General features: G+C 58.4%; 17 protein-coding genes. 5 read left to right on the top strand and 12 right to left on the bottom strand.

Features of this window, described 5'->3' with window-relative positions:
- Positions 1 to 28 precede the first annotated feature (28 nt).
- The 8 genes from BM152_RS12880 to BM152_RS12845 form a co-directional block, all read right to left on the bottom strand.
- Positions 29 to 1036, bottom strand: coding sequence for an ABC transporter ATP-binding protein (locus tag BM152_RS12880; protein ID WP_066600479.1), 1008 nt, complete (start codon positions 1034 to 1036; stop codon positions 29 to 31).
- A gap of 10 nt (positions 1037 to 1046) precedes the next feature.
- A complete protein-coding gene (locus BM152_RS12875) occupies positions 1047 to 1877 on the bottom strand; it encodes a carbohydrate ABC transporter permease (RefSeq protein WP_066600477.1) in 831 nt (276 codons plus the stop codon).
- A 10-nt stretch (positions 1878 to 1887) separates the two neighbouring features.
- The gene (locus BM152_RS12870; RefSeq protein ID WP_066600468.1) at positions 1888 to 2760 is read right to left on the bottom strand and encodes a carbohydrate ABC transporter permease; all 873 of its coding nucleotides are present in this window, start codon (positions 2758 to 2760) and stop codon (positions 1888 to 1890) included.
- Positions 2761 to 2830: 70 nt separating this feature from the next.
- Positions 2831 to 4141, bottom strand: a complete 1311-nt coding sequence (locus BM152_RS12865; RefSeq protein WP_066600458.1) for an ABC transporter substrate-binding protein — start codon at positions 4139 to 4141, stop codon at positions 2831 to 2833.
- A gap of 109 nt (positions 4142 to 4250) precedes the next feature.
- Entirely contained in the window at positions 4251 to 5222 is a 972-nt protein-coding gene (locus BM152_RS12860) for a sugar-binding transcriptional regulator (protein ID WP_066600455.1), read from the bottom strand.
- A complete protein-coding gene (locus tag BM152_RS12855; RefSeq protein WP_066600452.1) occupies positions 5209 to 5895 on the bottom strand; it encodes an HAD family hydrolase in 687 nt (228 codons plus the stop codon). Before BM152_RS12855 ends, BM152_RS12860 begins: the two co-directional genes overlap by 14 nt.
- A gap of 42 nt (positions 5896 to 5937) precedes the next feature.
- The gene (locus tag BM152_RS12850) at positions 5938 to 6771 is read right to left on the bottom strand and encodes a GNAT family N-acetyltransferase (RefSeq protein ID WP_331711559.1); all 834 of its coding nucleotides are present in this window, start codon (positions 6769 to 6771) and stop codon (positions 5938 to 5940) included.
- Positions 6768 to 7457: a GntR family transcriptional regulator gene (locus tag BM152_RS12845; protein ID WP_111481387.1), complete on the bottom strand. Its 690-nt coding sequence runs from the start codon at positions 7455 to 7457 to the stop codon at positions 6768 to 6770. Before BM152_RS12845 ends, BM152_RS12850 begins: the two co-directional genes overlap by 4 nt.
- 245 nt (positions 7458 to 7702) lie before the next feature.
- On the opposite strand from BM152_RS12845, the gene BM152_RS12840 reads away from it, so the two are divergent.
- The 5 genes from BM152_RS12840 to BM152_RS12820 all read left to right on the top strand — a co-directional run bounded on the left by BM152_RS12840 (position 7703) and on the right by BM152_RS12820 (position 12422).
- A complete protein-coding gene (locus BM152_RS12840) occupies positions 7703 to 8677 on the top strand; it encodes an ABC transporter ATP-binding protein (RefSeq protein ID WP_066600445.1) in 975 nt (324 codons plus the stop codon).
- Positions 8678 to 8709: 32 nt separating this feature from the next.
- Positions 8710 to 9975 (top strand): ABC transporter substrate-binding protein, encoded by a 1266-nt coding sequence (locus BM152_RS12835; RefSeq protein WP_066600443.1) that lies wholly within the window; start codon positions 8710 to 8712, stop codon positions 9973 to 9975.
- A 91-nt stretch (positions 9976 to 10066) separates the two neighbouring features.
- Positions 10067 to 10921 (top strand): ABC transporter permease, encoded by an 855-nt coding sequence (locus BM152_RS12830; protein WP_066600441.1) that lies wholly within the window; start codon positions 10067 to 10069, stop codon positions 10919 to 10921.
- 3 nt (positions 10922 to 10924) lie between these two features.
- A complete protein-coding gene (locus tag BM152_RS12825; RefSeq protein ID WP_066600433.1) occupies positions 10925 to 11761 on the top strand; it encodes an ABC transporter permease in 837 nt (278 codons plus the stop codon).
- A gap of 1 nt (position 11762) precedes the next feature.
- Positions 11763 to 12422, top strand: a complete 660-nt coding sequence (locus BM152_RS12820) for an aspartate/glutamate racemase family protein (RefSeq protein ID WP_066600429.1) — start codon at positions 11763 to 11765, stop codon at positions 12420 to 12422.
- Positions 12423 to 12443: 21 nt separating this feature from the next.
- Here the strand turns inward: BM152_RS12820 and BM152_RS12815 are convergent, their stop codons facing one another.
- From BM152_RS12815 to BM152_RS12800, 4 genes are read right to left on the bottom strand one after another with little or no spacing between them, the layout of a single operon-like run.
- On the bottom strand, positions 12444 to 13145 hold the full coding sequence (locus BM152_RS12815; protein WP_066600427.1) for a TetR/AcrR family transcriptional regulator: 702 nt from the start codon (positions 13143 to 13145) through the stop codon (positions 12444 to 12446).
- A 5-nt stretch (positions 13146 to 13150) separates the two neighbouring features.
- Entirely contained in the window at positions 13151 to 16198 is a 3048-nt protein-coding gene (locus BM152_RS12810) for an efflux RND transporter permease subunit (RefSeq protein ID WP_066600425.1), read from the bottom strand.
- Complete coding sequence (locus BM152_RS12805; RefSeq protein ID WP_066600422.1) at positions 16195 to 17277, bottom strand: efflux RND transporter periplasmic adaptor subunit; 1083 nt, start codon at positions 17275 to 17277, stop codon at positions 16195 to 16197. The genes BM152_RS12810 and BM152_RS12805 overlap by 4 nt, the downstream gene beginning before the upstream one ends.
- The gene (locus BM152_RS12800) at positions 17274 to 18329 is read right to left on the bottom strand and encodes an efflux RND transporter periplasmic adaptor subunit (RefSeq protein WP_082715290.1); all 1056 of its coding nucleotides are present in this window, start codon (positions 18327 to 18329) and stop codon (positions 17274 to 17276) included. The genes BM152_RS12805 and BM152_RS12800 overlap by 4 nt, the downstream gene beginning before the upstream one ends.
- Between the last annotated feature and the right edge of the window lie 40 nt (positions 18330 to 18369).

Here is an 18369-nt window from a genome sequence, read left to right as displayed (position 1 = left end):
ATATGTTCCTCAATGCATGTGGTGGACTTCAGTCAGCGATCCGAAGCCCTTCTGCATCGAAGCGGTGCAGGTTGGAGGCGTTGGGCGTGAGCCAGATCGTGTCGCCGTATGTCAAAGACACTTCGCCAGAGGCCCGCACGGTCAGAGGCTCACCGAACCCCTCGATATTCACATGGAAGAACGTATCGGAGCCAAGGTGTTCAGACACACCGATCACCCCTTTCCACTCCCCGCTCCCGGTCGAAACTTCGAGGTGTTCGGGACGGATGCCGATGGTCGTCGCCCCGTGTTTCTCCGCTTCCGGCCCTGTGATCAGGTTCATCTTCGGAGACCCAATAAAGCCCGCCACAAAGACATTGCGGGGGGTGTTGTAGAGTTCCAGCGGCGAGCCGACCTGTTCGATATGCCCTGCGCGCAGCACAACGATCTTGTCAGCCATTGTCATGGCCTCGACCTGATCGTGAGTTACATAGACCATCGTGGTGGCAAGACGTTTGTGCAGTTCGGAAATCTCCAACCGCATCCCGACGCGCAGCGCGGCGTCCAGATTCGACAAAGGCTCGTCGAACAGGAACGCGGCCGGTTCGCGCACAATGGCCCGCCCGATTGCCACCCGCTGCCGTTGGCCGCCCGAAAGCTGGCCGGGTTTGCGGTCAAGGTAATCAGTGAGGTTCAACGCCTTTGCGGCCGCCTCGATCCGGCGCTCCTGCTCTTCCTGCGACAGACCCGCCATTTTCATCGGAAAGGCGATGTTCTTGCGCACGGACATATGCGGATAGAGGGCGTAGGACTGGAAAACCATCGCCAGACCGCGTTTTGCTGGCGGCAGGTTGGTCGCGTCCTGACGGTCGATGCGGATCTGGCCGTCGGAGACATCTTCCAGCCCCGCAATCAGCCGTAGCAATGTAGATTTCCCACAGCCCGACGGACCGACGAAGACCACAAACTCCCCATCCTCGATGGTCAGATCCAGAGGCGGAATGACTTCGACATCGCCGAAGGCCTTACGCACTTTATCAAGTGTGATGCGTCCCATGATGTCTCCTTTATTTGACAGCGCCGAAGGTCAGACCCCGGACAAGTTGTTTCTGGCTGAACCAGCCCATGATCAGGATCGGCGCGATTGCCATGGTCGAGGCGGCCGACAGTTTGGCGTAGAACAAGCCCTCGGGGCTTGAATAACTGGCGATAAATGCTGTGAGCGGTGCGGATTTCGCCGCCGTCAGATTGAGCGTCCAAAACGCTTCGTTCCACGCAAGGATGATGTTCAAAAGCACCGTGGAGGCCATGCCGGGAATCGCCATAGGCGTCAGCACATGGATGATCTCCGAGCGCAGCGTTGCCCCGTCCATCCGCGCGGCTTCAAGAATTTCACCGGGGATTTCCTTGAAATAGGTGTAGAGCATCCAGACGATGATCGGCAGGTTGATCAGCGTCAGAACGATGATCAAACCGACCTGCGTATCAAGCAACCCAAGGTTGCGGAACAGAAGGTAGATCGGGACCAGAACACCGACAGGTGGCAGCATCTTGGTCGAGAGCATCCACATCAGGATGTCCTTGGTGCGCTTGGACGGCACAAAGGCCATAGACCATGCTGCGGGCACCGCGATGATCAGCCCCAAAACGGTTGAGCCGACCGAGATGATCACCGAGTTCATGAAGTGCCGGAAGTAGTTCGAGCGCTCCTGCACCGTCGCATAGTTTTCCAGCGTCCAGTCAAAGTTGAACCAGACAGGCGGATCGGCAATCGCGACAGCTTCGGATTTGAACGAGGTCAGGATGGTCCAGAGGATCGGGAAAAAGATCGCGATACCAATGGCCCATGCAAAGACCGTCGTGACGAGTTTGCGTTGGGTCGTAACAGTACGTGCCATGATCGCCTCCTTACGCGTCGAGGTTCTTGCCGATCATCCGCATCAGGAAGATCGCAACAATATTGGCGAGAATGATGGCAACGACACCACCGGCGGAGCCTCCCCCGACATCAAATTGCAGAAGCGACTGCATATAGATGAGATAGGTGAGATTGGTCGACGCCGTGCCCGGACCGCCATTTGTGGTCACGAGAATTTCGGCAAAGACCGACAGAAGGAAAATCGTCTGGATCAGGATCACAACGGTGATCGAACGCGCCAGATGCGGCAACATGATATACCAGAACCGCTTGATCCAAGGCGCACCATCCATTTCGGAGGCTTCCAGTTGCTCCTGATCGAGAGACTGCAAGGCGGTCAGCAGGATCAGCGTCGCAAAGGGCAACCATTGCCAGCTCACAATCCCGATGATCGAGGCCAGCGGCGCCGAGGACAGGAAGTCAAAAGGTTGCAACCCGAGTGCCTTGGCCGCATGGGCGAACAACCCGTTCACCGGATTCATGAACATATTCTTCCACACCAGCGCGGATACGGTCGGCATGACGAAAAACGGTGCAATGACCAGAATACGCACAATGCCCTGCCCGAAGAATGGCTGGTCGAGCAAAAGCGCCAGAAGGATACCGCCGACAACCGTCACCGCCAGCACACCGAGCACCAATGCAATCGTGTTCCAAAGCGCGGCGAAGAACGCCGGATCGGTCAGGAAGTAGCGATAGTTGGTCAGTCCTGTGAACTCCTCCATTCCCGGCATCAAAAGGTTGTAGCGCAGGAAAGAGAAATAGAGCGTCATAGACAGCGGGATAAGCATCCACCCCAACAGCAAAAGAACAGCGGGGGAGATCATGAGACGCGCGCTCATGCGGGAATGTTTCGTGGCCATGATATGCCTCGGAGGTCTGAGTGAAAAATGCGGGCCGGGACTTTGGAGGCCGGCCCGCACAGTGGGGAGGTTACTTGATGTATCCGGCTTTCATCATCTCACGTTCGGTGAGTTTCTGAGCGTTTTCCAATGCCTGCTCGGCGCTGATCTGTCCGGCCAGAGCCGCAGAGAATTGCTGGCCGACAGCGGTGCCGAGACCTTGGAATTCCGGGATCGCGACGAACTGGACGCCGACATAAGGCACTTCGTCCACGGTCGGTTTCTTCGGATTCGCCGCAAGGATGGACTCAAGCGTCATCTTCGCGAAAGGCACATCCTGATATTCAGGATTTTCGTAAAGCGACTTGCGTGTACCCGGAGGAACATTGGCCCAGCCTTCTTTGCCCGCAACCAGCGCGGTGTATTCTTTCGACGTGGCCCATTCGACAAAGGCTTTTGCCGCATCGACTTTTTTCGTGCCTGCCGGAATACCGAGGTTCCATGCCCAGAGCCAGTTGCCGCGCGGGCCAAGACCGTTGTCAGGCGCCAGAGCGAAACCGACCTTGTCGGCCACGGAGCTGTCTTTCGGGTTGGTCACAAAAGAGGCCGCCACAGTCGCGTCGATCCACATGCCGCATTTGCCCGTCTGGAACAGAGCGAGGTTTTCGTTGAACCCGTTGCCGGACGCGCCCGGAGGACCGTAACTGTTCATCAGCTCAAGATAGTCATTGAGCGTATTGGCCCATGCTTCGCTGTCGAACTGCGGTTTCCAGTCCATATCGAACCAGCGCGCACCGTAGGAGTTGGACATGGCAGTCAGGAACGCCATGTTCTCGCCCCAGCCCGCCTTGCCGCGCAGACAGATGCCATAGATTTCATTTTCTTCATCGGTCATGGCCGCTGCGGCTTCCTTGATAAAGGACCACGTCGGCGCGTCGGGCATCTCAAGACCGGCAGCTTCCATCAGATCGGTGCGATACATCACCATGGAGCTTTCACCATAGAACGGCGCGGCATAAAGCTCGCCTTCGACGGTCAGGCCATCGCGGATCGCGGGCAGCAGATCGTCTACATCATAGCTTTCGGGCATGTCGTTCAAAGACATCAGCCAGCCACGCTCGCCCCAGATCGGAACCTCGTATGTGCCGATGGTCATAACATCGAACTGGCCGCCTTTGGTGGCGACATCCTGCGTCACACGCTGGCGCAACACGTTTTCTTCAAGCGTCACCCACTCGACTTCGATATCCGGATGTTTGGCATAAAAATCATCCATCAGACCCTGCATGCGGATCATGTCGCCGTTGTTCACAGTCGCGACGGTGATGGTTTCAGATGTGGCACCGGTGGCAAGTGCGCCGAGTGCACACGCTCCCATAAGAGCGCGGAAAGTCGTATTCATGGTATCCTCCCATTAGACTTGAGCATTTGCCCGTATCATGAGCTTATGCTCATTTATCTGCACAATTCTGTCAAGACGCTTTCTTCAAACCGCCTCGTCGTCCGTCAGTCTACTCTGAAATCAAGGTGTTGGCCGTCCACTCATCGGTGAAAAGGCCCGTAATCAGCCCCCCGCCCAGCGCGGCACGCAGAGCCGTGACCTTACTTTTGCCCGCACCGATACAATAGACAGGCATCTCAGCTTCGGGCACACGCACACCAACCATGCGGTGATTCACCGGATGGTCGAGATACCGCCCCTCGCGGTCAAAAATGTGCCCGCAAAGCTCTCCGACACCGCCTGCGGTCTGCAAATCCGTCAACTCCTCGGCCGTCAGAAAGCCATCCATGTAGAGCGGCGCGTCATTGCCCATCTGGCCGATGCCGGCAATCGCCAGATCGGCAGATTGCGCGAGTTTGCGCGCGGCCTTGATATGCGGCAAAGACCGATACAGCGCCAACTCTTCCGCATCCCGCACCGCCACCGGTGCAGACATCGGATAGTGGCGCGCGCGTGTCTTTTCGGCCAATCGCATGATGACCTCGTAAAACGAGGCCGACCCATCGGGCGCAACATTGCCGATCAGAGACACCAGCTTGTGATGTGCGCCTTCCGTGGCGCGCATGTGATCCACCACGGTCTTCAGCGTCCGCCCCGTGCCAAGAGCAAACACCTTGGGCGTTTCATCATCGAACAAACGCTCCAACACAGGCGCGACAAATGGCGCAAGCCCGTTCAGCGGATCGGCCCCCGCCCCGATCCCCGGCGAGACCCAAGCAGCCTCAAGACCGAAGCGGCGTTTCAGGTCGCGCTCCAGTTCGAGACAGCGGGCAATCGGGTGATCAATACGCACGCGAATAAGCCCCTCGGAAGACGCCCGAGCAACCAGACGCTGCGCCCGCTGGCGCGAAATGCCCAGTTCTTGCGCGATCTGATCCTGCGTCATCCCGCCAACGAATGAGAGCCAGGCCGCCCGCGCCGCAAGATCGCGTGGCGAGACCTCGCTGTCGTCGAATGCCGCGTGCAAATTACCTTTGGCCATGTGCCGGATGCTCCTTCAAAAGCTGTCGGTCAGCATGAAAGAATTCCGCATAAGATGCAAATGTCCGGTGCGGTTGCGCCGCGTCACCCGTGTCGAGATCAAGCCCCGCCAGATGGCTTCCGCCGGTAAACCGCCAAACCGTCATCCCTGCGGCAAGACCGGCCTGAACACCCGCCTCCGAGTCCTCGATAACCAGACAACGATCTGGCGCGACACGATTTTTCTCCGCCGCCAACAAAAAGAGATCCGGCGCAGGTTTGCCGCGCGATACTTCGGATGCTGTGGTGCAGCGTCCTTCGAACAGATCGTTCAATCTGACGATCTTGAGCGACTCCGCAAGCCGTGGCGGGCTGGAACTTGTCGCCAGAGCATAGGGCACCGCAAGCTGCGCGATCACCTCTCGCACCCCTTGAATGGGCCGCAGCTCTTTATGGAATGCGGCGATCAAACGGGCGCGATAGGCGGCCTCGAAACCGTCGGGCAAAGTGAGGCCAAACTCCTCGCGGATTTGCTTGAGCACGACCGGATAACTGCGCCCTAAAAAGTGCTGCGCCACATAGGCCGTATCAATCTCGACACCGTGACTCGCCAATTCGGCAATGAGCAACCGCGCAGAAATTACCTCGCTATCGATCAAGACACCGTCGCAATCGAAAATCACCAAATCGAACATCGCATTTCTCCCTCGGCGTGCCTTATGGCAGAGCCGCCGAGATCAGCCAAGCTCAAGCGTCGCGACGCCGAACAAGGATTCGGGGTGGGCGGGTTGAGGTGGCGTCCCGCGATACATGCGCGCGGTTTCAAACGTGGCTTGCCAGCCCAAAGATACAAGCGTGTCACAGAACCCGCTTTGCGCCCCCGGCACATCGAGAATGGCATGAGACTGGCCCAGCGCACGGGTCGCAGCCGACATCAACTCCAAGGCCGCCTCAGCCGTCGGCGCGATCAGCGGCCCGACCTTGCAGCCGTAATGACACAGCCGCGCGGTGGCGAAACCGACCGGCCCCTCAGCTCCGTCCAGCACAACGGTGCACCGCGTCTCAGTATTCACGAGCCATGACGACAGGAAACGTGGACGCAAGAAACCATTGGCCAAAAGATCAAGCTGCCCGAGATTGGCTGCCTCGCGTGGCCCCAAAAGGCGCAGCCCTTCGACGGCGATGTCCGGCACCGGTCCTTCAAAGCGGATGGTTTCTCCCGTTTTCACAAAACCGGATTTGGCATAATTGGCCTGTTGCTCGGCAACGCCATCCAGCCCCACGGTCCGGTCCCCCGCATGATCCAGCGCGTGGCTCCAGAGCTTGAGGCCAATACCACGTCCGCGATAATTCGGGCGACAGATATACAGCCCCAGAAAGGCAAAACCCGGACTGTGATTAACTACGGAAATCGCCGCCGCCAAGCCGCCCTTTTTCTCGGCCACGAAGAAACCGTCAGCATCGGCGCAAGCAAAAGCCTCCGCATCTTCCAGCCCCGGATTCCAGCCTTCGCTGGCGGCCCAGTCCAGCATGGCGGCAACATCTTCGCTTTGTGCGGTGCGCAGGATCAATTGAGTGCCTCCTTCAGGGAGCGCGGCACAGAGGGCTGGTCGCGCAGGTCAAGCGAGGTCAACAGGTCCAGCAGGTGATGCTGCATCAACTCTTCTGCCGCCGCGCCATCATGACGGGCCAGTGCCTTGATCAGCGCATCATGCGCATGACTTTCGCACAGCGCCGTGCGCCGCTGCCAATACAGAGCGATGATCAGTGAGGAGCGCGACACAAGCTGCGTGATGAAATCTGCAATGGTCGTCTGGTCCGCGATACGCGCGATCTCGATATGGAACATCCCTGAAAGATGCAGTGCCCGCCCCGTATCGCCCGCCTCCAAAGCCTCATGCTCTTCGTCGATATGATTTTGCAAAACCTTGATGTCCTCGGGCGTCGCACGTTCCGCGGCGGATTTGGCGGTGCGAGGTTCCAGTAGCGCGCGCGCCTCGAACACCTCACGGGCCTCTTTCACGGAGGGTTGCGCGACGAAAGCTCCTCTGTTGCGCTTGAGTTCCACCAGCCGGTCATGGGCCAGTTGCTGCAGTGCGGCGCGGACAACTGTCCGACTGACGCCATATATTTCGCCGACCTCATCTTCGCTAAGCTTCATGCCCGGAGACAGGCGGTGTTCGTGAATGGCCATCGCAAGGCTCTCCGCCACTCTGGTGCTGCCACTTTCGCGCTGCTCCGCCTGACCCTGCATCATTTTATCCCTCAAACTAAATACCGGACCACTTTCAGCCCTCGGGTCTGATTCTCAAGTCTGGAGGGGAAATAATATTGTTTACGAGATTGTATACAAAATTAGCGCATAATTAATGCACTCTTATGTACGACGCGCACAAACTACAGGCATTTCATGACCCGCGCCGCTGCAAACGCGAAAATCGCTTCGCCTGCGCAGAAAACCGGACAAGCGTTAAGTCATCAAAACGCAAAAACGGGTGAGATATGCGCACTGGTAAAGACCTGGAACTTGTGACGCTGACCAAGCGCTATGGCGTCACCACCGCCGTGGACTCGATCAATTACGTGTTCCAAAACGGCACATATGTGTGCCTGCTCGGCCCCTCAGGCTGTGGCAAATCCACGACCTTGCGGATGATTGCAGGTCATGAAAGCGTCTCCGACGGCTCTATCCTGTTGGACGGATTCGACATTTCGCATCTGCCGCCGGCCAAGCGGGGCACGGCGATGATGTTTCAAAGCTACGCCCTGTTTCCGCATCTGAACGTGCGCGACAACGTGGCCTTTTCGCTGCGGATGAAGGGTGTCGACAAGGCCGAGCGCAACAAGGCCGCAGGTGAGATGCTGGAGCTGGTCCATATGACCGATTTTGCGGATCGCCTGCCCGCACAGCTTTCGGGCGGACAACAGCAACGCGTTGCATTGGCTCGTGCGCTGGTGACAAAACCGCGGGTGCTTTTGCTGGATGAGCCGCTGTCGGCGCTTGATCCGTTCCTGCGCATCAAAGTGCGTGCCGAGCTCAAACGGATCCAGCGCGAGTTGGGCATCACCTTCCTGCATGTGACCCACGGGCAGGATGAAGCCCTCGCTCTGGCCGACGAGATCGTGGTGATGAACAATGCCGTGATTGAACAAGCCGGTCCCGCACGCGAAGTCTGGAACACCCCGAAGACGGAATTCGTTGCCCGTTTCATGGGCGGTCACAACGTGATTTCTCTCGAAGGGGCCAAAGTGGCGCTACGGGCCGACGAGGTTCTACTGGGCGAGGCCGGATTGCCCGCCACGGTCACCTCGGTCGAATATCAGGGCGCGCATGTGGCCATGACCTCGATGACCGATCATGGCGAAGAGGTTCTCGCCCTCGTGCCCGAAGAACAGTTTTTCCTTTCTCCCAAAAACCCGGGTGATGCCGTGCGCCTTGCCTGGGACGAGGGGCGGCTACACCGCCTCCAAGCTTAAACCTCCAACCTTTCCAACAAGGGACTATCCTCATGTCTAAAATGCGTTACAGCCGTCGCGCTGTGCTTAAAGGCGGCGCGGCTGCCGCTGCGGCCTCTGCTATTCCGGCCCCTATGGTCTGGGCACAGGAAATCAAGGACATCACCCTGCGCCAGTTCGGCACCGGTGTGTCCAATCTCAACGACGTCGGACAAAAGGTGAAGGAAGACCTCGGGTTTACGCTTGAGATGACCGCTCTGGATTCCGATTCCGTGACCCAGCGAGCTGCCACCCAGCCGGACAGTTTCGACATCGCCGACATTGAATACTGGATTTGTAAAAAGGTCTGGCCGACCGGCAACCTTCAGGCAATGGATGTCTCGAAAATCAAGAATTACGACAAGATCGTCGGCATTTTCAAAGATGGCCGCCTGACACCGGAAAGCACACTCGCCCAAGGCACCGCGCCGCATACCGTCGGTTTCGTCGAAGGCGAAGGCTCCAAGACCTTTGCCACGGAACAGACCAACTGGATGACGCTGATCCCGACGATCTACAACGCCGACACGCTGGGCATCCGCCCCGACCTGATCGGGCGTCCGATCGAGACATGGGCCGAGCTTCTGAACCCTGAATTCAAGGGCAAAGCCTCCCTTCTCGACATTTCCTCCATCGGCATCATGGATATGGCCATGGTCTGCGAGGCGATGGGTGAAGTCCAGTATGGCGACAAGGGCAACATGACCCGCGAGGAGATCGACAAGACCTTTGCGATCTTCACCGAAGCCAAGAAAAACGGCCAGTTCCGCGCTTTCTGGAAAACCTTCGACGAATCCGTGAACCTCATGGCCTCCGGCGAAGTAGTGATCCAGTCCATGTGGTCGCCCGCCATCACCGCCGTGAAATCCCGCGGTATTCCCTGCGTCTACCAGCCGCTCAAGGAGGGCTATCGCAGCTGGGGCGGCGGCATTGGCCTTTCCGCGAACCTGTCGGGCATGGCGCTGGATGCGGCTTATGAATACATCAACTGGTATCTCTCCGGTTGGGTCGGCGGCTATCTGATGCGTCAGGGCTATTACTCTGCCGTGCCGGAGACCTCGAAAGAGTTCATGACGGAAAACGAATGGGGCTACTGGTTCGAGGGCAAGCCAGCCACCGACATCATCACCTCTCCCACCGGTGACACACTGGCACAAGCGGGCGAGACCCGCGACGGTGGCTCCTTCTACGACCGGATGGGCCATGTCGCCTGCTGGAACGCCGTGATGGATGAGAACCAATATATGGTCCGCAAGTGGAACGAATTCATCGCGTCCTGATGACATGAGGGGCATGCCCCTCTCTTCGTGCGGGCCTTTGGGTCCGCACGCTTCCTCCCCCGCGACATTTCGAAAAGCAAGAAGGCGCGCGATGCTCAAAAACCGTCACATACAGGGCTGGCTTCAGGCCTCGCCTCTCACCCTGATCCTGATCGGGTTTCTGATCCTGCCGATCATCACCATCGTGGTGGTGAGTTTCTGGCAAGCAACCGAATTTTCAATCATCCCCGCCTTTTCCCTTGAAAACTACCAATTCCTTTTCGGCTCGCCCGTGACCTACAAGGTGTTCTTTGCGACGTTCAAATACGCCTTGATCACATGGGCGATGACCCTCGCGATCGGATTTACGGTCGCCTATTATCTGGCCTTTCACATCCGCAGCCAAACCATGCAGATCGCGCTATTCCTGCTCTGCACGATCCCGTTCTGGACCTCGAATATCATCCGCATGATCTCATGGATTCCCTTCCTCGGGCGCAACGGCATCGCCAACAGTGCGCTGCAATCCTGGGGCATCATCGACCAGCCGCTTGAATGGCTGTTGTATTCGGATTTTTCGGTGATCCTCGCCTTCGTCCACCTTTACACGCTGTTCATGGTTGTGCCGATTTTCAACACGATGACGCGGATCGACCATAGCCTGATCGAAGCGGCCCGCGACAACGGAGCGAGCGGATTTCAGACCCTGATCCATGTGATTTTCCCTCTGACCAAGCCGGGCATCATGATCGGAACGATCTTTGTGCTGACCCTTGTGATGGGCGATTTCATCACCGTTCGCTTCATGTCGGGATCCCAAAAGGCCAATGTCGGACGGCTGATCTCCAATGACATCGCGCTTTTGCAATACCCCTCCGCCGCAGCGACAGCCGTGATCCTCCTGATCACCGTGCTAATCGTCATCGGCATCCTCCTGCGCTTTGTCGACATCCGGAAGGAGCTTTGAACGATGGAAAAGAGAACCAAATCCTTCTATGTGCTGACCGCCTTTTTCGCGCTCTTTATCCTGTTTCTCTACGGCCCCACCCTCACCATCGGCATCCTGTCGTTTCAAGGGCCGGAGGGTGGTCTCACCTTCCCGATGCGGGGCGTCTCTTTGAACTGGTTCCGCGAACTCTATATGGAACAGGCTGTCGGTGACATCTGGGGCGCGTTCCGGCGGTCTCTGGTCTTGGGGCTGATGGTCATGGTGACCACTGTGACCGTGTCGGTGATGGGCGGGTTTGCCTTTCGCAAACGGTTCTACGGCTCCGGCATCCTGTTCTACCTCATCATCGCCTCGCTGGTGATCCCTTCAATCCTGATCTCTCTGGGCGTGGGGCTCATTTTCAACCAGTTCGGGCTGAAGATTCACTGGGCGACATCCGGCTTCGGCTCCCAGCTCACATGGACCCTGCCCTTCGGTCTTCTGATCATGTTTGCCGTGTTCAACCGCTTTGACAAATCCTTTGAAGAAGCTGCCCGCGATCAAGGTGCATCTCCGTGGCAAACCGTGCGCTATGTCGTGCTGCCGATCATTGCGCCCTCTCTGATCGGGGTCGCCCTGTTCGGGTTCACCCTGTCCTATGACGAATTTGCCCGCACACTTTTGACCTCCGGCTCCTACAACACCCTGCCACTGGAAATCTTTGGCATGACGACCAATGTGACCACACCGGTGATTTACGCGCTTGGCACACTCACCACGTTGTTCTCGCTCTTGATCATCGGGGCGTTTCTTCTGACCGTCTGGATCATGGGCAAACGTCGCGCACGGTTCGGCTCAGACGCGGGCAAAGGTGTGTGAGGTGAAGCTGCTCTTTCTCAACCCCAATTCCACCGAGGCAATGACCGACAGCGTGGTCGCTACGGCGCGGGCGATGTTGCCTGAGGCGGAGGTTTTGGGCTGGACCAACCATGACGGACCACCTGCCATCCAAGGCCCCGAAGACGGCGCAACCGCACTCGCCGGTCAACTGGCCCTCCTGCCACAGGCCCGGGCCGAGGCGGTGGATGTCATCATCATCGCCTGTTTTGATGACACTGGTCTCGAAGAAATGCGCGAGGCGGCTCACTGTCCGGTGATCGGGATCGGACAAGCCGCCTATCATATGGCGATTTTGTCCGGCGACCGCTTCGGCGTCGTCACAACGCTTGATGTCTCTGTCCCCGTGATCGAAACCAATATCCGGCAACAGGGCTTTACCGCACGCAGCCTCGGGGTCAGGGCGAGCGGCATACCTGTGCTTGATGTCGAAGAAGGACGCGCCGAAACGCTGGAGCATCTGGCCTCGGAAATTCAGATCATGAGCCGCGATGGTGCCAAAACAGTCATTCTGGGATGCGCCGGTATGTCGGGCCATTACGGCACACTATCGCATCAGACCGGAGTGAAATTGATCGACGGAGTGCGCGCCGCGACGGTCTTGGCGCAAGCCATAGCGCGAATGTCAGAAGATGCGGCCTAGGACCAAAGTCCGCAAGCCGTGCTAGGGGTGGGACTTTGCCCAAGCCACACTCCCCCGCGCCAGAAGGCTATCGTCAGGGATGGAGGGCAGCACCAGTGGATCGGGGCGCATGGCGGCCTCAACCGACTCTTCGAAACCAAGGCCGTAAACGCGGAGCATCGCGGCCACAAACGCCTCTACATCAACCTCCTCACCCGCCATGACACGCCCCAGAATAGCAATCGTGCCAACCTCCAGCATGTCCAGAATCAATTCTTCCGGCACATCACGAAACGCACCGGACTGGACCCCGTCGGCGTGGAACCCCGGCTCCACCTGACAAAGGACAGAACCGAAACTGAAACTGTGCCTACCCAGACGGGCTGAGAACTCCAGCAGCAGACTGTGCTGGCGGGCCAGTTCTATAAACACATGCAATGAAAGCGCCACGCGTTTCGCGGGCGGAAGCTCTGCATCGACCGTATCGTTGACCAGCAGGACCACCTCACGTCCGAGCGCGATCCGCGCGGTCTCCAGTGCATCCTCAATCGTATCAAAATAGTTGTAGAATGTGCCGCGCGACACGCCAGCACAGCGCACCACATGGTCAATGACGGTCCCGTTCAACCCCCGTTCCGCAAACACCATAATGGATGCTTCGATCAATCGATCCAGCATCTTTTGACGCCGCGCCTGACCGACACGGGTCCGGTGATCCAGCACATCATCCAGCGACTCAGACATGCCACTCACCCTTTCGCCTCCGGCTCGGGCTTCACCCCGAACACGATGCAATAGAGTGCGGGCGCAAAGAGCAGGGTGATCAACGTCCCTGCGATAATTCCACCCATCATGGCATAGGCCATCGGCCCCCAGAACACCTGACGCGAAATCGGGATAAGGGCCAAGGACGCAGCTGCGGCGGTCAAAAGGATCGGGCGTGCACGACTGTCGGACGCCTCGAATACCGCCGCCCAGCGCGATTTCCCCTCACGGCGCAAATCTTCGATGGCTTGTATGAGGATAATCGAGTTGCGGATCAGGATACCGACCAGAGCCAGCACCCCCAAGAGTGCCACAAATCCCATCGGCGCACTGGCGGCCAGAAGCGAGGCCACGACCCCGATCAACCCCAAGGGAGCCACGGCCATCACCACAAACATCAGCCGGAAACTCTGCACCTGAACCATCGCAAGCGTCAGGATGATCAAAACCATAACCGGCATGACCGCCATAATCGGCGCTTGGCTCTCGGCGCTGCTTTCCACCGTGCCGCCCACCTCGACAGTGTAACCACGCGGCAGATCTGCCGCAAAGGCCGCAACACGCGGGGCAAGATCATCGACAATGGTGGCAGGCAGATCATCATTGGCAATCGCAGCCTTCACCGTAATCACCGGTTCGCGGTCTTCCTGACGGATAAGCGGCTGTTCCGTCACCCAATCCAGAGTCGCGATGGAGGACAAGGGAATGGCAACGCCTTGGGTATTGGCAAATTGCAGGTTTTCGAGCGCTGCAAGCGTTTTGCGGTCGTCCTCTGCCCCGCGAATGGCCACGTCGATCAGATCACGGTCCTGACGGATTTGCGTCACGGTCGAACCTTCGAACAAAGAAGACAGCACCCCCGCCACATCGGATTGCGTCAATCCCAACTGGCGCAAACGGGCCTGATCGAGATCGACCCGAACCACGCGACTTGGCTCGTTCCAGTCGAGCGCCATAGAGGTAAGCCGTTCGTCTTGTGCAATCACCGCCGCAAACGCCCGCGCATGATCGCGAAGCTCGGCATAGTCCGGACCGGAGACACGGTATTGCACAGGTTTGCCAACGGGCGGGCCAAGTTCGAATGTTTTCGGGTAGAACTCGACACCGGGCAATTTTTCGGAATAGCTGCGCACCTTCTCGATCAAACGGTCCCGCGCATCGAGATCCGGTGTCATGATCAAAAGCTGTCCGATATTCGGCCCCGGCGTAAGCGCCTCAAGCGTCAGGATCACCCGCGGCGCTCCCCTGCCGATGAATGTGGTCCAATAGTCCGCCTCGTCCTGCTCTTTCAGCCAGCTTTCAAACTCGGCAATCGTGCTATCGGTCGCATAGATGCTGGCGTTCTGGCGCAGGGTGACATCGACCAACACTTCGGGCCGGTCGGAATTGGGAAAGAACTGTTGCTCCACCTTGGTCATACCAGCGACCGACAGGCCAAAGACCAGAAATGTCAGGAGCACGGTGACAACCTTGAACCGCATGGCCAGACGCAACATCACATGAAAACGCCGACGCAGCCACCCCGGCTCGCCATGTGCGTGCTTCCACTTTTTCGGCAGGAAGGTCGCGCCCAGCACCGGCGCAAAGAGCACCGCGACAATCCAGCTCAGCACGAGAGAAATGGCGATCACATAAAACAGCGTGCGCGTGTATTCACCCGCATTCGAATTGTTCAACCCGATAGGGATAAAGCCCGCCGTGGTGATCAGCGTCCCCGTCAACATCGGCCACGCAATCGACGTCCAGGCATAGGAGGCCGCCTTCCGCCGTCCCTCGCCCAGTTCCAGCCGCGAGATCATGGTTTCAATCGCGATCATCGCATCATCCACCAAAAGCCCCAGCGCAATGATCAACGCGCCCAGAGAAATCCGTTGAAGCGTAATCCCGAGAACCTCCATGAACACAAAGGTCAGGGCCAGAACGAGCGGGATGGTCAGGCTGACAACAAAACCCGCGCGCATCCCCAAGGAGACAAAGCTCACGCCAAGCACAATCACCACCGCCTCGATCAGGGCTTGCACGAAATGGCCGACGGAATGGTCCACCACTGTCGGCTGGTCGGCCACATGATGCATGTCGATCCCCAGCGGCAAAAGCGCCGCCTGTTCCTGCATCACCTCGTCCAACGCCTTGCCGAAATCAAGGATATTCCCCCCGTCCAGCATCCCGATTTTCAGACCGATGGCCGGTTCACCGTTGTAACGGAAAAGCTCACTGGGCGGATCGTCATAGCCCTCCGTGATCTCCCCGACATCGGACAGCGTGAAAAAGATATCGCCGGAACGCAATGGTGCCTGAGCCAAGGCCTCGACCGTATCGAACTGCCCAGTAACACGCAGGAGAATGTTTTCATCCTCGGTCGAAATCATCCCCGAGGGCACAATCGCATTTTGCGCGGAAAGCGAGGACAGAACCGTCTGCGCATCCAGCCCGAAAGCCGCCAGTCGACGCGCGGAAAATTCAAGGTGGACGACCTGATCGCGCGTGCCGAAAAGCTCGACCTTGCCTGCATCGTCCAGCCCCTGCACGACATCGCGAATGTCCTCGACATAGTCTTTGACCTCTTCGGGACGGAAACCGTCGGAGGTGAAGGCGTAAACCGTCCCGAACACATCACCAAAATCGTCATCAAAGGAAAATCCCTGAAACTCGGAGGGGAACTCGCTTTGAATATCCGACATCATCTGGCGCACGCGGGTCCATGATGGCGTCACCTCGCTGGCGGGCACATCGTCACGCAGATCGACATAGACCAGCGCAATCCCCGGATAGGTCACGGAACGGGTGCCATCAAGTGTCGCGAGTTCCTGCAACTTGCGTTCGATCCGGTCGGTGACCTGTGTCACGGTCTCCTCTGCCGTCGCGCCGGGAAGGCTGGCCGATACGACCATGGTGCGGATGGTAAAGGCAGGGTCTTCTTCACGCCCCAGCCGCATGTAGCTGAACGCGCCAGCAATAACGGCGACGATCATCAAAAACCACATAAAGGAGCGGTGCCCCAAGGCCCAATCGGACAGGTTGAAACCCTTCATGGCAAACGCTCCCCGACCTGTTGGCCGTCTTCCAAACGATGAACCCCGTGAGTGATGATTTCATCGCCCTCTTTGATACCACCGGACACCACAACGCGATCCCCGATTTCCGCACCAATCTCAACGGGCACAAAATGCGCGACACGCGCCCCCCCGTCAGTCTCCACCCGCCAGACACCGGGGGCCTCATCCGTGCCCGCAATCGCGCTTTGCGGCAGGGTCATCACAGGAGCCGTATCACTGTTGTAACTCGCCGTAATCAGCGTTCCGATGCGGTAGTCCTCCGGCGGATCAATCAGGGTCAGACGCAACCGACGGGTTTCAAGGCTGGTCTCGGAGACCGGCTCCACCACACTCAGTTCGGCTTCAACCGGAGCAACGCCTTCGGCGCGATGATGAACAGTGAAACGGGCATGTTCGGGAATGACCGTGGCAAAACTTTCCGCCACATCAATGATCGCCTCGCGCCCCAAAGGATCGGCAAGTTCCATCACGCTGACACCCGGACTGACCATCGTGCCGGGTTCAACATTCGTACTCAGCACAATTCCATCCCTCGGCGCAGTCAACTTGCCATAGCCCTCAGCCTCTTTTGCTTGCATCAAATCCGCGCGTGCGCTGTCTGCATTTGCCACAGCCGCATCACGAGCCGCACGCGCCGCTTCGATCTGGGCCGTGGTCGCCACATTGCGGGACAAAAGCACCGCAACCCGATCATATTGCGACTGCGCAAAGTCCGCCTGCGCCTGTGCCGCAGACAGTGCCGCCTCGGCCACAGCCACATCCTGCGCGAGCGTGATCTGGTCAAGGGTTGCGAGAACCTGTCCGGCGGCGACCTTGTCACCGGCTTCGACATCCATTGTCGCAAGACGTCCGCTGGTTTGGAATGCGAGCCCAGCCACATCTTCTCCGCGGATCACGCCGGAAAACTGCCGCTGGACGGCCGGATCGGCGGACAGGAATTCGCTCACGACAGGACGCAGAACGTCCAAGGCCGGAGTGGTCGCGTCGTCAGCTGCCCACATAGGTGCTGCGAGACAGAGGGCAATGCCCATGATCATAGATGCAAACCACGTCATTGTGCCACCTCGACAGCCTGAACCGCACGCCCGTCATAGAGAAGATGCGAACCCGCACCCACGACAGTTTCGCCCTCTGACAGCCCCTCCGACACTTCGATATGATCATCACCATAGCCCGCAATTTCCACGGGCCGCAGGGAGACCGTCGCGCTGTCCGGATCAACCACCCATACGGCAGGCCCGTCGGACTTTGCGCTCAAAGCCGTCCAAGGCAGGATGATCCGCTCCTCCGTCATGATCGTCGCCCGTCCGGTAATCGATGTGCCGATGGGAATTGTGCCCACCTGTTCTGCCGGAATATCCGCGTGGATTTCAACTGTACCCGTCTCTGTCAGCACCGGCAGAACCTCCGTCACTGTGGCAGCGAAGGCCGACAGTGGCCCAGTCGGGTCCAGTTCCACCTCTCGGCCCCGTATCTTTGACAGACCCGCAGCATCCGGCGCAAGGAACACGGCTTGGAGCTTGTCTTCCGGTGCAAGCTGCACCACCGCCATACCTGCCGACACGACCTCTCCCAAATCGACGAAACGTTCAGTCACCGTCACATCGCGATCCGCGCGCAGCACGGTATCGTCCTTGGCCTGTTGCGCCGTTTCCAAAAGGGCGCTGGCTTGATCCCGTGTCGCCTTTGCCTCCAGATAGTCCTGCTGGGCCTCATCATATTGGGCTTGGGTCCCGACACCGCGATCCAAAAGGTTTTGCGCCCGAGTTCGTGCCTGATCCGCCTGAACCAAGGCCGCCTCCGCCGCATCCAGGTTGGCTTTTGCCGCATCCAGTTCCGCCTCGATATTGGTCGGATCAATCCGTGCGATCACCTCGCCCGCTTTGAAATGTGCACCCACCTCGGCATTCATCAGGTCAATCTGTCCGCCGCGCCGGAACGAAGCCGGAAAACTGTCAGACGCCTCGACCGCCCCCACGAGCCGCAATTCCTGCACAACTGGCTGCACCTGCGCTTCGACCAGTTCAACCGCCAGAGGCGTTTCGGCGGATACTGACTGCGGCAACATCGCAATCCCTATCAACCCTAATGCTTTCCGAATACCCATTACCGCCCTGCATGTCCTTTGGTCCTCATGCTTTCAGATA

The sequence above is a fragment of the Celeribacter halophilus genome (assembly GCF_900114135.1).
GTDB classification, from domain to species: Bacteria; Pseudomonadota; Alphaproteobacteria; order Rhodobacterales; family Rhodobacteraceae; genus Celeribacter; species Celeribacter halophilus.
This window is presented reverse-complemented; position numbering and strand designations above follow the sequence as displayed.